The organism is Enterococcus sp. DIV2453a (genome assembly GCF_050533535.1).
In the GTDB taxonomy this organism is placed as follows: Bacteria; Bacillota; Bacilli; order Lactobacillales; family Enterococcaceae; genus Enterococcus; species Enterococcus faecalis.
Genome location: NZ_CP172899.1, coordinates 1,686,940 through 1,705,606, shown reverse-complemented (window position 1 = coordinate 1,705,606; position 18,667 = coordinate 1,686,940). Strand labels below are relative to the sequence as shown.

The following is an 18,667-nucleotide window of genomic DNA, read 5'->3' as shown; positions in this document are numbered from 1 at the left end:
AGATTGAGAAATGGCAAAACGCACAACCTATTGCGGCAATGTATCTGCCGAATTTATTGAAAAAGAAGTTGTATTAAAAGGATGGGTTCAAAAACGTCGTGACTTAGGAGGCGTTATCTTTATTGATTTACGTGACCGTGAAGGAATCGTCCAAGTGGTCTTTAACCCAGAAAAGTCAAAAGAAGCATGGGAAATTGCTGATAAATGTCGTAGTGAATACGTCATCGAAGTTAAAGGTCAAGTCGTTTATCGTGATAAAGAAGCGATTAATCCCAAAATGAAAACTGGCGAGTTTGAAGTGATGGCGACTGACATTACGATTTTAAATACTGCGAAAACAACGCCATTTACCATTGAAGATGATAATAACGTTAATGACGAATTGCGCATGAAATATCGTTATTTAGATTTACGTCGTCCATCAATGACAAACAACATTAAATTACGTCACCAAGTAACGAAAACAATCCGTCACTATTTAGATAATCATGACTTTTTAGACATTGAAACTCCTTATTTAGGCAAATCAACACCAGAAGGCGCTCGAGATTATTTGGTTCCTTCTCGTGTCCATGCCGGTCATTTTTATGCTTTGCCACAATCACCACAACTCTTTAAACAATTATTAATGGGGGCAGGCTTCGATCGCTATTACCAAATCGTTCGTTGTTTCCGTGATGAAGATTTACGAGGCGACCGTCAACCAGAATTTACACAAATCGATATCGAAACGACCTTTTTAACACCAGAAGAAATTCAAACATATACAGAAAATATGTTGGCTGAAGTGATGAAAGAGACAAAAGGAATTGAGATTTCTGTTCCGTTTCCACGAATGAGCTATGACGAAGCGATGGCACGCTATGGTAGCGATAAACCCGACACTCGTTTTGCTATGGAATTAATTGATGTTGCAGATGTAGTGAAAGACGTAGACTTCAAAGTTTTCCAAGCAGCGTTGGAAAATGGTGGACATGTGAAGGCTTTGAATGCAAAAGGCGCCGCAGATAAGTATTCTCGTAAAGATATGGATAACTTAGGTAAGTATGTGAGTCAATTTGGTGCAAAAGGCTTAGCTTGGTTAAAAGTTGAAGAAGATGGCTTAAAAGGACCAATTGCTAAATTCTTAACAGAAGTTAGTGATGAATTAATTGCTGCTACCAATGCAGAAGTCGGTGATATTTTAATGTTTGGTGCCGATAAACCTGAAATCGTAGCCGCTGCTTTAGGTGCGGTACGTACACGTTTAGGTAAAGAATTAGGTTTAATTGATGAATCGAAATTCAATTTCTTATGGATTGTGGATTGGCCGTTGTTTGAATATGATGAAGAAGCTGGCCGCTATGTTTCTGCTCATCATCCATTTACACAACCAAAAGCAGAGGATGTGGCCCGCTTAGCAACAGACCCAGCCTCTGTGTATGCTGAAGCTTACGATGTTGTCTTAAACGGCTACGAATTAGGCGGTGGCTCATTACGGATCCATACACGAGAATTACAAGAAAAAATGTTTGAAACGTTAGGTTTTACAAAAGAAGAAGCACAAGACCAATTTGGTTTCTTGCTAGACGCATTAGATTACGGCTTCCCGCCACATGGAGGGATTGCTTTAGGGCTAGACCGCTTAGCAATGCTATTGGCTGGGGAAGAAAATATTCGTGAAGTGATTGCCTTCCCTAAAAACGGGAAAGCAATTGACCCAATGAACAACGCACCAAGTTTAGTTTCTCCATTACAATTGTTTGAATTAAACATTGATGTAACAGCCATTGACGAATAAATGTTAAATCTAAAGAAAGAGTGACTTCATTGACGGATGAGGTCACTCTTTCTTTGGGAAGGAAAAGGATAACAAAATAAAAAGTGGCTGAGCTAAAAATCTGCCAATTGGCTGTTTTTTCTTTTTAGAAAACTTTGTATGATAACTGAGTGTATAAAGGAGCGAAACAAATGACAAAAATAATTTTAACAATTGGCGGTTCCGATCCTTTTTCAGGTGGCGGGATTCAAACAGATTTAAAAACGTTTGAAAATCATCAAGTCTTTGGCTTATCAACTTTAACTTGCCTTGCTACAGCCCCCAAGAATCATTTTCAGATTCATGACCTGGAGACTTCTTTGGTGAAAGAGCAACTCGCTTCCATACCTGCCGGGAGTTTAGACGGCATCAAGATTGGCTTGATTCACAGTGAAGAAAGTATGCTACAAATTGCAACCTTTTTGAAAAAGCACGCAGGTCTGCCGGTGGTGTTGGATCCTGTCTTGGCTTTTAAAGAAACGACTTCAGTTTATGAAAAAAGATACATGCAGTTATTGATTGAAAAACTTTTTCCATTCGCAACGATTATAACGCCTAATTTAAAAGAAGCAGAATTACTCATTGGCAGAAAATTAACAACCGTCGAAGAAGTTCAACAAGCGGCGGAAGAGTTAAACTCTTTAGGAGCGGCAACGGTGGTGATTAAAGGTGGTAATCGTTGGCTTGGCCAAGAAGCACGTGACTTTTTTTATGATGGACAACAACATATTCAATTGGTCAAAGAAAAAGTAATGGCCCACACCATTGATGGCGCTGGTTGTTCCTTTGCCTCTGCAATTGGTGCGAATTTAGTTAAAGGATATCCGTTAATTGAAGCAGTTGATTTAGCAAAAACATACGTTCATGAAGCCATTGTTTCTGGGGTCCAGCTAAATGCAGCTTTTGGAAGTGTGTGGCATGAAGGATTACTAGCAGGAGGTGTGGCGGATAATGACAAGAAAAATTAGTCTATATGCAGTAATTACCGCTTTAACAGTGGCTGTGTCAATGGTCTTTATTATCCCCGTCCCAGCAACAAATGGCTTTGTTACATTGGCGGATGCAGGGATTTACATTGCTAGTTTACTTTTTGGTCCGATTGGTGGCTTGACAGTCGGAGCTTTAAGCGGTGGTTTAATTGATTTATTGTCAGGCTATCCACAATGGTTCGTTTTTTCGTTATTGATTCATGGCGGACAAGGTTGGTTAGCAGGGCACTTCTTTAATAAAAATAAAAAGATGCAAACGCTAGGATTACTTTTAGCCAGTCTCCTCATGATTAGCGGGTATGCTTTAGCGACTAGCTGGCTTTATGGCGTGGGTGCGGGGATTGCCTCATTACCAGGGAATATCATTCAATCCTTATTTGGGGTGATTGTAGCATTGCCTCTTAGTCAAACATTAAAACGTGTGTTACCAAAAAATGGTCGTTTAGAAGAAAGAAGGATGAACAAATGACTATCGATGAAAAAATGTTAAAAGAACAGTTAGTGACAATTACAGAAGAAGTCATTACAGCAGGAAATTTACAAAAAGGGGACCTATTTGTTTTAGGTTGTACCACTAGCGAGGTAGTAGGTGGCGTCATTGGTAAAAATTCCAGTGCCGAAGTAGGACAATGGATTGTCTCAACCTTAATTGAACAATTAGATAAAAAAGGCATCTCTTTGGCTGTCCAAGGATGCGAACATATTAATCGTGCTTTAGCGATGGAACGTCGTGTGGCTGAAGAAAAAGGCTTTGAAATTGTCTCGGTAGTACCACAATTACATGCTGGCGGTTCTTGTTCAGTGGCTGCCTTTGAAAAATTTGATGAACCTGTGGAAGTGGAGCATATTGTTGCTCAAGCAGGGATTGACATTGGCGATACATCTATCGGTATGCATGTAAAACATGTGCAAGTTCCTCTTCGCTTGAGCATTCGAACGTTAGGTGCGGCCCATGTTACAGCATTATATTCTCGTCCTAAATATATTGGTGGACCAAGAGCCCATTATGAAACAACCCAAGAACGAAATCGTTAAGATTTCGTTCTTTTTTCATTTCTATAAACATTTGATGAATCTTCCGTAATTATTATAGGAATCTCTTTTTTTCTCTCGGTAAACCACGTATAATATGAAAAGAAATGTAATTTATTGAAAACCTGAAACGAGGCTATTATTTATGAAAAAAATTTATGACGGACTGCCAGTTCATGACTATACAACAAAATTTTCCGTGTCGATTGTCTATGCTATTCTTGCATCAATTGCCATGAACTTTTTCTATCAACCAGGAAATATTTATTCCAGTGGCTTAACAGGCTTGGCACAAATTTTAACAACCCTCTCAACAAAAATTGTCGGTTTTAATGTGCCTGTCTCCATTACATTGTATCTTTTAAACGTGCCGTTATTCTTTATTGCGTGGAAAAAAATAGGTAAGAAGTTTACAATTTTTACTTTCATTACCGTGACTTTAACTTCATTATTTATGCATATTGTTCCGCAAACGGTGATGACTCAAGATCCAATTATCTGTGCTATTTTTGGTGGGGCGATTTCTGGATCAGGAATTGGTTTTGTTTTAAAAAACGGGGTTTCTTCTGGGGGCTTAGATATTCTAAGCATTACCATTCGGAAAAAAACGGGGCGTTCCGTTGGCTCGATTTCAATTTATTTTAACGCACTAATTGTCTTCGTTGCAGGTTATTTATTTGGCTGGCAGTACATGTTCTACAGTGCGTTATCAATTTTTGTAAGTGGGAAGGTCACAGATGCCGTTTATACTAAGCAAAAGAAAATGCAAGTTATGATTGTCACTAAAAACCCAGATCGAGTCGTGGATGAGATTCAAAAGAAAATGCGCCGCGGTATTACAATTATTCATGAAGCGGAAGGGGCGTATCGCCACGATCGCCAAACTGTTTTGCTAACTATTGTGACACGCTTTGAGTTGCCAAGTTTAGAAGCAGCCATGAAAGAAAGTGATCCGAATGCCTTTGTCAGCATCTCAGATAATGTTAAAATTTTAGGACGTTTTTACGAAGAAGATTACAAATAAAAGGATATGAAGCAACGAGAGAATGGCTGTGTCTATTCTTTCGTTGCTTTTTTTGAAAAATAAGTAAAAAAATGCTTTGTGTGAGGACCTGAAATTCCCATTTAAACAAGAAGTTAATTGAAAGACGTTCGTGAAATCCTTTGCTTTTGGTTTAATTAAATCTAATTATTCGGAAATAAGTCGCTATTGTTTCTCGCAAACGAATGCTTTGTTTGGATTTGAAAGAAAACGATGAAAAAAGAATCATTTTTATTGAAAAGACCCAAAAAAACTGGTACACTAAGTGTGTAATTGATAAGTACTTTTAATACTGTTATGAATAAATAGTAGGAAAAACGAACATCAATTCTATTTTTTTAAAGTTCATAGGTCGTTTTCAGTCTTACTTGGACATATTTCGACCCACAAAAGGAGCGCATCATGTTAAAAGAATTTAAAATGATTGAAGCAGTTGCTCCAGATATGCTCGATGTATTACAAGAAAGATTCCAAATTCTTCGCAATATTTATTGGATGCAACCTATTGGACGTAGAAGTTTATCAGAAACGATGGGAATTACAGAGCGAGTCTTGCGTACAGAAACAGATGTTTTGAAGCAGCTCAACCTGATTGAACCTTCAAAAAGCGGAATGACATTAACAGAACGCGGTTTGGAAGTCTACCAAGGCTTAGAATTAGTCATGAATCAATTGCTTGGCATGCACCAAATCGAAAAAGAAATGACACAGTACTTTGGCATTCAACGTTGTATCGTTGTTGCAGGAGATAGTGATATCCAAAAGAAAGTTCTTTCGGACTTTGGAGATGTCTTAACCAATACGCTGAATTTACTCTTACCAAATGGTGAGAATACAATTGCGGTTATGGGTGGGACAACAATGGCCATGGTGGCCGAAAATATGGGATCACTAGAAACTGAAAAACGTCATAATTTGTTTGTTCCAGCCAGAGGAGGGATTGGTGAAGCAGTTTCTGTCCAAGCCAATTCAATTAGTGCTGTAATGGCCAACAAAACGGGTGGTAACTACCGGGCGTTATATGTCCCAGAACAATTGAGTCGTGAAACGTATAATAGTTTATTACAAGAACCCTCGATTCAAGAAGTTCTTACGTTAATTAGTCATGCCAACTGTGTGGTGCACAGTATTGGTCGAGCGTTGCACATGGCGGCACGCCGAAAAATGTCTGATGACGAAATGGTTATGCTCAAACAAAAAAATGCCGTGGCAGAATCGTTCGGTTATTTCTTTGATGAAGAAGGAAAAGTGGTCTATAAAATTCCACGAATTGGTCTTCAATTAAAAAACTTACAAGAAATTCCCTATGTCGTCGCAATTGCGGGCGGCAAAACGAAAGCCAAAGCCATTCGCGCATATATGAAAAATGCACCAAAACAAACGTGGCTCATCACAGATGAAGCTGCTGCAAACGAGATTTTAAAAGGGGTAACCCTTTAAAATAAAAAATTTTTGATTTTCATAAGGAGGAAATCTTTAATGACAGTTAAAGTAGGTATTAATGGATTTGGACGTATCGGACGCTTAGCTTTCCGTCGTATCCAAGATGTAGAAGGAATCGAAGTAGTTGCAATCAACGACTTAACAGATGCTAAAATGTTAGCACACTTGTTAAAATATGACACAACTCAAGGCCGTTTCAACGGTACAGTTGAAGTTCACGAAGGTTCATTCAACGTTAACGGCAAAGAAATCAAAGTTTTAGCTAACCGTAACCCTGAAGAATTACCATGGGGCGAATTAGGCGTAGACATCGTTTTAGAATGTACAGGTTTCTTTACTTCTAAAGAAGCTGCTGAAAAACATTTAACTGCTGGTGCAAAACGTGTAGTTATTTCAGCTCCTGGTGGTAACGATGTACCAACAATCGTTTACAACACAAACCATGAAACATTAACTGGAGAAGAAACTGTAATTTCAGGCGCTTCTTGTACTACAAACTGCTTAGCTCCAATGGCTAAAGCTTTACATGACAACTTTGGTGTTGTTGAAGGTTTAATGACAACTATCCACGCTTACACAGGTGACCAAATGACATTAGACGGACCACATCCTAAAGGCGACTTCCGTCGTGCGCGCGCTGCTGCTGCAAACATCGTACCTAACTCAACTGGTGCTGCTAAAGCAATCGGCTTAGTAATCCCAGAATTGAACGGTAAATTAGATGGCGCTGCTCAACGTGTTCCTGTAGCTACTGGTTCATTAACTGAATTAGTTACTGTATTAGACAAAGAAGTTACTGTTGATGAAGTAAATGCAGTAATGGAAAAAGCTGCTAACGAATCTTATGGTTATAACACAGACGAAATCGTTTCTTCTGATATCGTAGGTATGACTTACGGTTCATTATTCGATGCAACTCAAACAAAAGTTATGACAGTTGGCGACAAACAATTAGTTAAAACTGTTGCTTGGTATGACAACGAAATGTCATACACTGCTCAATTAGTTCGTACTTTAGAATACTTCGCTAACTTATAAGATTCATTCTTATCATTAGTGAAATTTGAACAATTGTGAAATAATAAGCGGGGAAGCAACGCGCTTCTCCGCTTTCTTTTTTTAAAAAAGAAAAATCCTAAAATTGACAATACAGGAGGTCTACTCATGGCTAAAAAGACAATTAAAGATGTAGATTTAAAAGACAAAAAAGTCCTTGTCCGTGTTGACTTTAACGTTCCGTTAAAAGATGGCGTGATCACAAACGATAATCGTATCGTAGCGGCTTTACCAACAATCAAATACGTGATTGAAAATGGCGGAAAAGCAATTCTTTTCTCTCATTTAGGTCGTGTAAAAACAGAAGAAGACAAAGCTGGCAAATCATTAAAACCAGTGGCTGAACGTTTAAGCGAATTACTAGGTCAACCAGTTACTTTTGTTCCAGAAACACGTGGTAAAGAATTAGAAGACGCTGTTAACAATATGAAAGATGGCGACGTTTTAGTATTTGAAAACACTCGTTTTGAAGATGTTGACGGCAAAAAAGAAAGCGGCAATGACGCTGAATTGGGTAAATACTGGGCTTCTTTAGGCGATGTATTTGTCAATGATGCTTTTGGTACTGCACACCGTGCACATGCCTCAAACGTTGGAATTGCTTCAACTGGTATCCCAACAGTTGCTGGTTTCTTAATGGAAAAAGAAATTAAATTCATCGGCGAAGCTGTTGAAAATCCAAAACGTCCATTCGTAGCAATCTTGGGTGGCGCAAAAGTTTCTGACAAAATCGCTGTCATTGAAAATCTAATTGAAAAAGCCGATAAAATTTTAATCGGTGGCGGTATGGCTTACACATTCATGAAAGCACAAGGCTATAGTGTTGGTTTATCTTTACTTGAAGAAGATAAAGTGGACTTAGCGAAAAGCTTAATGGAAAAAGCTGGCGACAAATTAGTTTTACCGGTTGATACAGTTGTCTCTAAAGAGTTCAGCAATGACGCTCCTTTCCACACGGTTCCTTCAACTGAAATCCCAGATGATGAAGAAGGCTTGGATATCGGTGAAAAAACAATTGAATTATTCGCTAACGAATTACAAGGTGCGAAAACAGTTGTTTGGAATGGACCAATGGGCGTATTTGAAATGAGTAACTTTGCCAAAGGAACAATTGGTGTTTGTGAAGCGATTGCTAATTTAGAAGACGCAACAACAATCATCGGTGGTGGGGACTCTGCTGCTGCAGCAATTCAATTAGGCTACGAAAACAAATTCTCTCACATCTCAACAGGTGGCGGAGCAAGTTTAGAATTATTAGAAGGCAAAACTTTACCAGGTTTAGCTTCTATTAACGATAAATAATCAGTTTAAAAGACAATATTTTTAAAAAAAGAAAAGGATGTGCTTTTCATGCGCAAACCAATTATCGCTGGTAACTGGAAAATGAACAAAACTTTAAGCGAAGCACAAAGCTTTGCAGAAGCAGTAAAAAATGCTGTTCCATCAAACGACGTTGTTGACGCTGTGATTGGATCTCCAGCATTATTCTTAGCTCCTTTAGCTTGGAACCTAAAAGATTCTGAAGTGAAATTAGCTGCACAAAACTGCTACTGGGAAAACGCTGGTGCCTTCACTGGTGAAAACTCACCAGCTGCAATTGCCGATTTAGGTGTAAACTATGTGATTATCGGACACTCTGAACGTCGCGAATATTTCCACGAAACAGATGAAGATATCAATAAAAAAGCCAAAGCAATCTTTGCAAATGGTATGACACCAATCTTCTGTTGTGGTGAAACTTTAGAAACGTATGAAGCTGGTAAAACAGCGGAATGGATCGAAGGTCAAATCACTAACGGCTTAGTTGGTTTATCAAACGAACAAGTTGCTTCAATGGTTATCGCTTACGAACCAATCTGGGCAATCGGAACTGGTAAATCTGCAGATGCTAATATTGCAGATGAAATCTGTGGTGTTGTTCGTTCAACAGTTGAAAAATTATACGGCAAAGAAGTTTCTGAAGCTGTTCGTATTCAATATGGTGGTTCTGTTAAACCAGAAAACATCGCTGAATATATGGCAAAAGAAAACGTTGACGGTGCTTTAGTCGGCGGCGCAAGCTTAGAAGCAGACTCATTCCTAGCTTTATTAGATGCTGTAAAATAAGAAATCACTAACGGTAACGTTTTCTCAATGACTTTTGCAAAAAAATGTTTGCATAGTTTGCGAGAATTAACTACAATCATACATGAGGGAATCCCCTTAGTATAAATACAAACTCAAAGGAGAGACAAAACATGTCAATTATTACTGATATTTACGCACGCGAAGTCTTAGACTCACGCGGTAACCCAACAATCGAAGTAGAAGTTTACACTGAAAGCGGAGCTTTCGGCCGTGGAATGGTTCCTTCAGGAGCTTCAACTGGTGAATACGAAGCAGTTGAATTACGTGATGGCGACAAAGCTCGTTACTTAGGTAAAGGTGTTACTAAAGCTGTAGATAACGTAAACAACATCATTGCTGAAGCAATCATCGGTTACGATGTACGCGATCAAATGGCTATCGATAAAGCAATGATCGATTTAGATGGAACTCCTAACAAAGGTAAATTAGGTGCTAACGCTATTCTTGGTGTGTCTATCGCCGTAGCTCGTGCTGCTGCTGATTACCTAGAAGTGCCTTTATATCACTACTTAGGCGGATTCAATACAAAAGTATTACCAACTCCAATGATGAACATCATCAACGGTGGATCACATGCTGACAACAGTATTGACTTCCAAGAATTCATGATCATGCCTGTAGGTGCGCCTACATTCAAAGAAGCTTTACGTATGGGTGCAGAAGTATTCCACGCATTAGCTTCAATCTTAAAAGGTCGCGGCTTAGCTACTTCAGTAGGTGACGAAGGTGGTTTCGCTCCTAACTTAGGTTCAAACGAAGAAGGTTTCGAAGTAATCATCGAAGCTATCGAAAAAGCTGGCTATGTTCCTGGTAAAGACGTTGTTCTTGCTATGGATGCTGCTTCTTCAGAATTCTACGACAAAGAAAAAGGCGTTTACGTTTTAGCTGACTCAGGAGAAGGCGAAAAAACAACTGAAGAAATGATCGCGTTCTACGAAGAATTAGTTTCTAAATACCCAATCATTTCAATCGAAGACGGCTTAGACGAAAACGACTGGGACGGATTCAAAAAATTAACTGAAGTATTAGGCGACAAAGTTCAATTAGTTGGTGACGATTTATTCGTAACAAACACAACTAAATTAGCTGAAGGTATCGAAAAAGGTATCGCTAATTCAATCCTAATCAAAGTTAACCAAATCGGTACTTTAACTGAAACATTTGAAGCAATCGAAATGGCTAAAGAAGCTGGCTACACTGCAGTTGTATCTCACCGTTCTGGTGAAACAGAAGATTCAACAATCTCTGATATCGCTGTTGCAACAAACGCTGGCCAAATCAAAACTGGTTCATTAAGCCGTACTGACCGTATTGCTAAATACAACCAATTATTACGTATTGAAGATCAATTAGGCGATGTAGCTGAATACAAAGGCTTAAAATCTTTCTACAACTTAAAAAACAAATAATTCATTTAATGAATAACGCTTAAAGGGACAATTGGTTAATGAACCAATTCTCCTTATACTCGGACGTAAAAACACGCCTTTCTGCAAAGAAAGGCGTGTTTTTTTATATTTATAAAAATATTGAAAAAAATAGATTAGAAATAACTTCAACCGTACATCGCTCTATAATCACTTGTTTAAAAATAACAAAACATTAACAAAACAACATTATATAAAAATTTAATAAAACAAAATAATTGTTATTTTATAATTTTAGTATTGACTGGTTTCAGATAACGCTGTACGCTTAAAGAAATAGTATAGAATTTCACAAAAAAATGAAAATACAAATTTAACTTGGAGGATGTTGAGTAGTGAGCAACGGGAAAAAGATTTTTATTAGTCATAGTTCAAAGGATCAAGAATATGTGGATGCGTTTATCCAATTGTTGAAAAAGTTTGGGTTTCGAACACAGGATATTTTTTATAGTTCCGCTATTGAAACAGGTGTACAGCCAGGAGAATTAATTTTTGACACGATTAAAAGGGAGCTAACCAATCAACCTGTCATGCTGTATTTTTTATCTGATCATTATTATCAGAGTATTCCATGTTTAAACGAAATGGGTGCTTCTTGGATGCTATCAGATAAACACTATCCAATTGCGTTAAATAATTTTTCTATGAAAGATATGAAAGGTGTTATTAGCAGTGAGCGTTTGGCGATTGCGTTTAATGATAAGACAAGTACTAATGAAATCAACTGCTTATTAAAAAAGTTATCTCATGACACAGATGTACAAGCTGAGCCAGATTTTGAACTAAACGTTGAGAAAAATATTCAGCCATTCCAAAATAAACTGACACAACTGATTCGACAAGCAAGTTATTTAAAACCTGATGAAAAGGGATATTTTGAAACGACTCTTAGCACTCATCGTCCTGTGTATGGCACAGCAAAAGGGGTGTATGACTGTTTTAAATTACCTAGCTTAATTGAGCCTAAAAGTTTAGGTTTAGACACGCTATCAGAGGATGAAAGCCATTGGCTATTCTTTTTTCTTACGTGGGGAACTTTTCAAGAAGGCGAAAAAGTGCGGTTTAAATTGAAAAAGGATAAGGCGTATAACAATCGGGAATTCAGTGATATTGGTAAATGTAAAAATATTTACGTCTCTTATTTAGAGAAGGTAGAGTAATTGGAGGAGGTAATAAATGAAAATGAATTGGCGTCAGTTGGTTGGTACATATCGTATTTCTGATAATGGTAAACAATATCAAAATGACTGGTTAAATAAGCAAGTTGATTTAGCCACAGAACTTCGTAAATCTTTTGATAGTGACTATCGTAGAGTAATTAAAAGTGATGCATTTAGACGTTTACAAGACAAAACACAAGTTTTTCCTTTAGAACGTAATGATTTTGTAAGAACGCGTTTAACGCATAGCTTAGAAGTGGCAATGCATAGCAGGGATATACTTAGATTAGTTATTTCACAGTTGAACGAACGAAACATTGAGGTTATGGAATTATCAGAATGCTATCGGTTGTTAGAAACAGCTGCATTAATCCATGATATTGGCAATCCCCCTTTTGGACATTTTGGGGAAGAAGCCATTCGTATTTGGTTTGAAAAAAATGGTCCTTTGTATGCTTGTTGGTCTGATTTTTCGGAGCAACAACAAAATGATTTTCTTAACTTTGAAGGAAACGCTCAAACCATCCGACTTTTAACAAAACTGCATCATGATAATGGGACTTCTAAAGCAGGAATGAAACTAACTGCCACGACATTAGATACAGTTATCAAATATACGGCATCTTCAGATCAATTAAATAAGCAACAGCTTTTGTCTAAAAAAGTTGGCTATTTTTACTCGGAAAAACAAGTGTTTAACGCCATTAAATTTGCGACAGGAACACAAAATAAGCGACACCCATTAGTCTTTTTGCTAGAAGCCTCAGATGATATCGCCTATACTTTTTCAGATATCGAAGATGCCTATAATTATGGTTTATACAGCTATCAAGATTTAAAGCAGTTTGTTGATGGGCAAACAGGAACAAAAAAATTTTTAATGTTAGAAAAAGATAAAACAGAAGAAGCTACCTTACAAGAATTTTTGAGAAAGACACAAAGAGCTGTTTGTCAAAGCGTAGCGAAAAATTTTGCTAATCATTATGACTTAATTATGAGAGGTATCTATCATAATGAAATTATCATTGAAGATTGTGATGAAGTGAAATGCTTTCAGGCATTAAAAAACTTTTCTAGAGCCTATGTTTTTCAAACAAAAACAATTTTGGATCAAGAGGTATTGGGCTTCAATATCATCAATCGTTTACTAGATGAATTTGTTCCAGTCGTACTAAAATACGAAAAAGTTTCCATGAATAAGTATGAGGAGCGAATCTTTAATAATATTTCGGAAAGCGCGAAAGCGTTGTATAGAAGAGAAGCAAAGAACGCTACAGAAGCAGAAAAAGACTATTATCGTTTGAAAATGGCGGTGGACTTTGTATGTAATATGACGGATGGATATGCCAAAAAAGTTTATGATACATTATTCACTTAAAATTTGAGAAAAAGCTTCTCAGCGGTTGCCGCCGCTGAAGAAAACTAGTTCAGTGCACAGGCTGATCGTTTCAGTAAAAATTTTAAAGATGCTAGTAATTTCACTGAAAATCGGGTACACTAAAATTAGCTAGTGTAACTAGCAAAAAAGGCAACTGGAATAGATAGGTTGTGCTGTCTATGAAGGGCTTTGTTTGTCAGGTGGTGCTGACATGCAAAGTGCCTTTTTTCTTTTTCTCAACATTTTAAGGACAAAAAACGATTGCAACATGTCACAATCGCTAACCTCGGAGAAAAAGGAATTTTTCTCCAATGGCCATTTCGATAACCTGTTGTGTGTTTCGAAACATTCAGAACGGTGGTGCGTTCTTTCAGTGCCTAATTATCCAATTCGTTTCTTGTTCCTCTATTTACAGTATACTGAATGAAAGCCTATTCTGCAATGATAGAATCAGGTTCCTGTGATTAAATAACATAAAAAATGGGCTCCTTATATAAAGAAAAATAACAAAAGAAATTTTTACTAGAAGAGTCAATTTTACTGCTTTTAAAAATTTTTTACGGCACTTATTCTTTTAACATGTATTAAAGTTTAAATTTAAGAGAAGTATAGTATAATGAGAAGGAGTTATTTTTTCAGAAAGTAGGAAAACCAATGACAAAACCGAAAATCTATACAATGACCTTTGCCAGTGTTTACCCGCTATATATCCAAAAAGCAGAACGTAAAAATCGAACGCAAGCGGAGGTTGACGAAATTATTTACTGGTTAACTGGTTATGATGAAAAAGGCTTGCAACAACAATTGGCTCAAAAAGTAACGATGGAAACATTTTTTGAAGAAGCACCCAATTTTAATGAAAACGCCCAATTGATCAAAGGCGTAATTTGTGGCTATCGCGTGGAAGAAATTGAAGATCCTTTAATGCAAAAAATCCGTTACCTAGATAAGTTAATCGACGAGTTGGCCAAGGGAAAAGCGATGGAAAAAATTTTAAGAACATGAAGAGGTCGGGACAGAAGTGTTTAACTCCGAGAACCAAGTAGGTACTGTTTAACATCTATTTGCTTTGCAAATAGTGTTTCTCAGCAATAAGAAGGAATTTCCAAAAATTGTTCTTTAATTTTTGGAGAATTTCGGCTTATTTCCGAAGGAGTTGCTTCTGTTCCCGCCGTTTATCAGTTTTTGAGCGTGGGACAAAAATTCAAAGTGATTTTTGTCCCACGCTCTTCATGTTTTCTTGTACACGGAATTTAACTATTTCCTGTATTAACGAAAGAGGTAACTCTTGCGTGTAGGGAAATTGAATGGCACCTTTCGAGGTTTTAAAAGGGCGTAATTCTTTGCTGAAACGTTGGATGGCTGATGGCGTAGGATAGAAACCTAAATGTTGCTTGGCCGCCGCAAAATGCACTAAATTGCCATTTAAGTAAAAGGTCGGCATTCCATAAGCAATTTTTTCAGTAGTCTCCTGAGGAACAACCGCTAAAATTGCTTGGTAGATTTCTGTTAACTGTGTTTGATGTTGGGATTGCTGGCGTATATAGTTTGCAATGATGGTCATCTAAAAACACCTCCGTTTGTTTCAGTATACTATGTAAAAAATAAAAGGCGAAGAGGATACAAAAAAACCGTCTAGTATTTTTTCTTTACTAAACGGCTTTTAGCTTAAATAACTACCTAAAGGGTCTTGCATGGAAATGTTTGTCACTCCTTAGTTTAATTGTTTTAAGTGTGCAATTGCTTCTTCAATTGTGTGACCAGTTGCTGTTTTACTTTCATTTTTTGCATCGAAAACAATGAAAATATTTTTGTCTGTGTCTAATTGAATACGGTATTGAATGTTTTTTACTTTGTAAGTCATAGTTATTCTCCTTTCATAAAGTACTCTAAAAAGGCGACGATAACTGATAACGAAATTCCATTGTTACTATACCACTGGAAAATTATTTTTGCAACAAATAACATTTTTTCTTTACCATTCCTTAGACTTCTTTGCTAGCTACTTCTTTACATTCTTTTTCAAGAAGCATAAAATAAATACATTACTAGTTTTTGAATAGGAGATCGATGTGAAAAAGAGAGTTGAGAAATTTAGACGATGGCCTTACCGCTACCTTTTGTATGGAATCGGGTTCATCTTATTAATTATTTTTAGTAATTTATATTTGCAATGGTGTCAGAATAACTTGTCTGTTGATTTAGCCTTCAAGTTTGCTTTTTCGTGGCATACGGAAAAGTTTTTCTTAGGTTGTTTTGTGCTAAGCGTTTTTTTACTTTTTTTATGTAGTTTGGCAGGCTCATTAGGAGTTGGCGCTCTTTTATATAGTGTCATAATAGGTGTTTTAGGATTTGCGGACTATCAAAAGATGTTTTATCGTGTCGAACCTATTTACCCAGACGACTTAAAAATGATCACAGAAGTTAGTTTATTAAAAGAAATGGTTGGTTTATGGCCGTTTGTTTTTGTGGTAGCGTTAGGTTGTGTAGCACTTTTTTTCTTAGGAAAAGCCTTTTATAAAAGTTTCTTTTTATCGAAGAAAAAACAAACGATTCGTGTGTTAAGTCTTGTTCTTTCGATTGGTCTATTTTCATATATTGGTGATTTTAACAATCCGCAAAATTTGTTACGTAAAGCCTATAATAAAACCGCGTTATGGATTCCTTACAGCCAAAAAATGAATTACTACAATACAGGATTTATTGGTGGTTTTCTATATAATTTAAAAGTAGAGGCTATGGACCAACCAAAGGGTTATTCAAAAGAAGCTATTTCAGAAATTACTCAGAAATATCAAAAGTTGGCCGAGGCGAAAACAGTGCCGAGCAATGAGCAACCAAATATTGTGTTTGTCATGAGTGAAAGTTTTTCAAATCCAGATCATCTGAAAGGTTTGTCCATTATTGGTAACCCTTTAGCTGATTATCAGCAAATCGCTGATAAAACTTACAGTGGCCAGATGCTTTCACAAAACTACGGGGGCGGAACTGCGAATATTGAATTTGAAGCCCTAACAAGTTTTTCGATGGAATTAATGAATGCCCAAATGACTACACCTTATACGATGATGATTCCTAAGATGACGGAATTGCCTTCCATTGTTTCATTACTTAAGGAACAAAAGTACCAAACAACGGCTATTCATCCGTACAATACATCTATGTATAAACGAAAAGATGTGTATAAAATTTTAGGTTTTGATCAATTTATCAATGAAAAAACAATGAACTATACGGATAAACTAGAAAATAATCCTTACATTTCAGATCAAGCAGCGTATCAGGAAGTGACGACACTGCTTAAAGAAAAAGAGCAACCGCAATTCATTCATTTAGTTACTATGCAAACACATATGCCCTATGAAAATAAATACACAACGTCCAATTATTTTTCTCAAGGAAACGGCAATCAAGTCGCGCTCAATAATTACTTGCAAGATATTGCCTACAGTAGCGAAGCTTTGAAAAATTTCCTACAAGAAATCGAAAAAATGCCCAAACGCACATTAGTCGTTTTTTGGGGAGATCACTTACCAAGTATTTATGATGAAAACATTCAAGCGTTGAATGAAGGGGCAGCCCTTCACCAGACAGAATTTCTAATGTATGATACGGCGAACCAGTTAACAGAAAAAAATCAGCATCAAGCAACTATTAGTCCATTTTATTTTGCTCCCTCACTTTTCCAACAAAGCGGTTTACCGCAATCGGGATTTTACGCTATGTTAAATGAGGTACAAGGACAATTGCCTGCTTTTGAAAAGGGGAATTACTATCTCGGTGGGGAATGGAAAAAAACAGTAGAAATGAATAAAAAGCAAGAACAACTATATGAGGAATACCGACTGATTCAATATGACATTGTTTCAGGGAAGCAATATAGTTTAGAAAATCAATTTTTTAGCTAAAAAAAACACACGAAATATTCGTGTGTTTCTTGATTTTTTATTTTAAAGTTTTACGATAAACAATGACATAATAGCTGAAAGCTAACAGACAAGCAAAACTTAAAAAGTAAAGCGGTAAGACCCAAATGGTACCATTGTGAAAGTAACTAATCAAATAGGTAAAGAAACTAACAAACAAGTAATAGACAAAACTAAAAATTCCACTGGCAGTACCAATTACAGATTCATAGCCTTTTAAGGCCATACTTAAGGCATTGGGCAAAGTAATATTAATCCCTAAGAAAAAGAGAAAAATAAACAAAATAAGACCAATGATTGTTTCAAATTGTGTCATTATTAATAAACAGCAAGCCGCAAAGATACTTAGCAGCAAACCAGCAAATGCAATTTTTTCCGCTGACCAATATCCTAGCAACCAATTGATAAGAACCGCAGCAAGAATACTAGACACAGCTAAAACTAAACCAAGAAAGCCATATTGGACACTGCTAAAGCCAAAGTGATTGATGAAAATAAACGGAGCTTCTGCATAGTAGCTAAACAATAAACCATTAATGCCCCCAATCAATAAGCCGTAGCACCAAACTTTCGAGTCGAAGGAAAGGCGTTTCGCCACGGACCAAAAAGGCGCTTTCGTTAAGGTATTTCCTAAGTGAAAGGTTTCTGGTAAACGATAAAAACTATAGAAAAGTAATAGAACAGCCATGACAATTAAGGTGCTAAAGACATGCTGATAGCCAAAATAGGTTTGAACAAGTCCGCCGACTAAGGGTCCGATGGCAGGAGATAGCGATAGGGCAGCGCTTGTTTGAGCAAAAATTTTCCCTCTTTGAAGATCGTTAAAGCTTTCCCGCATCATCGATTGAGTAATAACAGAACCAACGCTTGCACCAAATGCTTGAATTAAACGGAAGAATAACAGCCAAGGAAATGTCGGACTCAAAAAAAGGCCAATATTTCCAATTAAATAGCATAAAATTCCTAATAGCATAGCTGGGCGACGTCCAATCGTATCGGATAGAATTCCCCAGAATAAAACGCCAACGGCAAAGGCAACAAAATAAATACTCATGGTTAATTGTGCCACGCTATCGTGAATGTTAAAAGCAGAACTCAGCGCTGGTAAAATAGGTGTGAAAATCGACTCGCTGATTTGTGGAAATCCCACAAGCAAAATAATAATTAGTAATGATGGGACGGTGTTTCGGGTGTTTTTCATGATTTTTCTCCTTAAAAGTTTAATCTAATCAAAAACACCCATTGTCTTTTACAACCGCCAAATTTAAAATAAGTAAAATAATGTCACC

General features: G+C 36.9%; 18 protein-coding genes. 15 read left to right on the top strand and 3 right to left on the bottom strand.

Going from position 1 to position 18,667, the window contains the following annotated elements; genetic code table 11:
• Positions 1-10 precede the first annotated feature (10 nt).
• From aspS to IGK03_RS08330, 14 genes are all read left to right on the top strand, one after another.
• A complete protein-coding gene (gene aspS, locus IGK03_RS08395) occupies positions 11-1,780 on the top strand; it encodes an aspartate--tRNA ligase (RefSeq protein WP_002360034.1) in 1,770 nt (589 codons plus the stop codon).
• Positions 1,781-1,929: 149 nt separating this feature from the next.
• Positions 1,930-2,766 (top strand): bifunctional hydroxymethylpyrimidine kinase/phosphomethylpyrimidine kinase, encoded by an 837-nt coding sequence (locus IGK03_RS08390; RefSeq protein WP_002385835.1) that lies wholly within the window; start codon positions 1,930-1,932, stop codon positions 2,764-2,766.
• Positions 2,750-3,256 carry an ECF transporter S component gene (locus IGK03_RS08385; protein ID WP_002357086.1) on the top strand — a complete coding sequence of 169 codons (507 nt, stop codon included), beginning with the start codon at positions 2,750-2,752 and terminating at the stop codon, positions 3,254-3,256. The genes IGK03_RS08390 and IGK03_RS08385 overlap by 17 nt, the downstream gene beginning before the upstream one ends.
• Complete coding sequence (locus tag IGK03_RS08380) at positions 3,253-3,822, top strand: TIGR01440 family protein (protein WP_002365825.1); 570 nt, start codon at positions 3,253-3,255, stop codon at positions 3,820-3,822. The genes IGK03_RS08385 and IGK03_RS08380 overlap by 4 nt, the downstream gene beginning before the upstream one ends.
• A 142-nt stretch (positions 3,823-3,964) precedes the next feature.
• Positions 3,965-4,843 (top strand): YitT family protein, encoded by an 879-nt coding sequence (locus tag IGK03_RS08375; RefSeq protein WP_002357090.1) that lies wholly within the window; start codon positions 3,965-3,967, stop codon positions 4,841-4,843.
• A 420-nt stretch (positions 4,844-5,263) separates the two neighbouring features.
• The gene (locus IGK03_RS08370) at positions 5,264-6,301 is read left to right on the top strand and encodes a sugar-binding transcriptional regulator (RefSeq protein ID WP_002357092.1); all 1,038 of its coding nucleotides are present in this window, start codon (positions 5,264-5,266) and stop codon (positions 6,299-6,301) included.
• Positions 6,302-6,340: 39 nt separating this feature from the next.
• A complete protein-coding gene (gene gap, locus IGK03_RS08365) occupies positions 6,341-7,342 on the top strand; it encodes a type I glyceraldehyde-3-phosphate dehydrogenase (RefSeq protein WP_002357093.1) in 1,002 nt (333 codons plus the stop codon).
• A 126-nt stretch (positions 7,343-7,468) separates the two neighbouring features.
• Positions 7,469-8,662, top strand: a complete 1,194-nt coding sequence (locus tag IGK03_RS08360) for a phosphoglycerate kinase (protein ID WP_002357094.1) — start codon at positions 7,469-7,471, stop codon at positions 8,660-8,662.
• Positions 8,663-8,710: 48 nt separating this feature from the next.
• Positions 8,711-9,466 carry a triose-phosphate isomerase gene (gene tpiA / locus IGK03_RS08355; protein ID WP_002362045.1) on the top strand — a complete coding sequence of 252 codons (756 nt, stop codon included), beginning with the start codon at positions 8,711-8,713 and terminating at the stop codon, positions 9,464-9,466.
• Between the two features lie 131 nt (positions 9,467-9,597).
• Positions 9,598-10,896: a phosphopyruvate hydratase gene (eno, locus tag IGK03_RS08350; protein WP_002357098.1), complete on the top strand. Its 1,299-nt coding sequence runs from the start codon at positions 9,598-9,600 to the stop codon at positions 10,894-10,896.
• 353 nt (positions 10,897-11,249) lie between these two features.
• Complete coding sequence (locus IGK03_RS08345; RefSeq protein ID WP_002400675.1) at positions 11,250-12,074, top strand: toll/interleukin-1 receptor domain-containing protein; 825 nt, start codon at positions 11,250-11,252, stop codon at positions 12,072-12,074.
• Positions 12,075-12,090: 16 nt separating this feature from the next.
• The gene (locus IGK03_RS08340; RefSeq protein ID WP_002371997.1) at positions 12,091-13,452 is read left to right on the top strand and encodes a deoxyguanosinetriphosphate triphosphohydrolase; all 1,362 of its coding nucleotides are present in this window, start codon (positions 12,091-12,093) and stop codon (positions 13,450-13,452) included.
• Positions 13,453-13,663: 211 nt separating this feature from the next.
• Positions 13,664-13,879, top strand: coding sequence for a hypothetical protein (locus IGK03_RS08335; RefSeq protein ID WP_002357102.1), 216 nt, complete (start codon positions 13,664-13,666; stop codon positions 13,877-13,879).
• Positions 13,880-14,106: 227 nt separating this feature from the next.
• Positions 14,107-14,457 (top strand): DUF2200 domain-containing protein, encoded by a 351-nt coding sequence (locus IGK03_RS08330; protein WP_002360043.1) that lies wholly within the window; start codon positions 14,107-14,109, stop codon positions 14,455-14,457.
• Positions 14,458-14,656: 199 nt separating this feature from the next.
• Here the strand turns inward: IGK03_RS08330 and IGK03_RS08325 are convergent, their stop codons facing one another.
• Together IGK03_RS08325 and IGK03_RS08320 are read right to left on the bottom strand one after the other, a co-directional pair.
• The gene (locus IGK03_RS08325) at positions 14,657-15,016 is read right to left on the bottom strand and encodes an iron chaperone (RefSeq protein WP_002400669.1); all 360 of its coding nucleotides are present in this window, start codon (positions 15,014-15,016) and stop codon (positions 14,657-14,659) included.
• Positions 15,017-15,166: 150 nt separating this feature from the next.
• A complete protein-coding gene (locus tag IGK03_RS08320; protein WP_002357118.1) occupies positions 15,167-15,316 on the bottom strand; it encodes a hypothetical protein in 150 nt (49 codons plus the stop codon).
• 208 nt (positions 15,317-15,524) lie between these two features.
• Here IGK03_RS08320 and IGK03_RS08315 point away from each other — a divergent pair, with 208 nt between their 5' ends.
• Positions 15,525-17,360 (top strand): LTA synthase family protein, encoded by a 1,836-nt coding sequence (locus tag IGK03_RS08315; protein ID WP_104802069.1) that lies wholly within the window; start codon positions 15,525-15,527, stop codon positions 17,358-17,360.
• 37 nt (positions 17,361-17,397) lie between these two features.
• On the opposite strand, the gene IGK03_RS08310 is transcribed toward IGK03_RS08315, so the two are convergent.
• Positions 17,398-18,579: a multidrug effflux MFS transporter gene (locus IGK03_RS08310; protein ID WP_002365813.1), complete on the bottom strand. Its 1,182-nt coding sequence runs from the start codon at positions 18,577-18,579 to the stop codon at positions 17,398-17,400.
• Positions 18,580-18,667 lie beyond the last annotated feature (88 nt).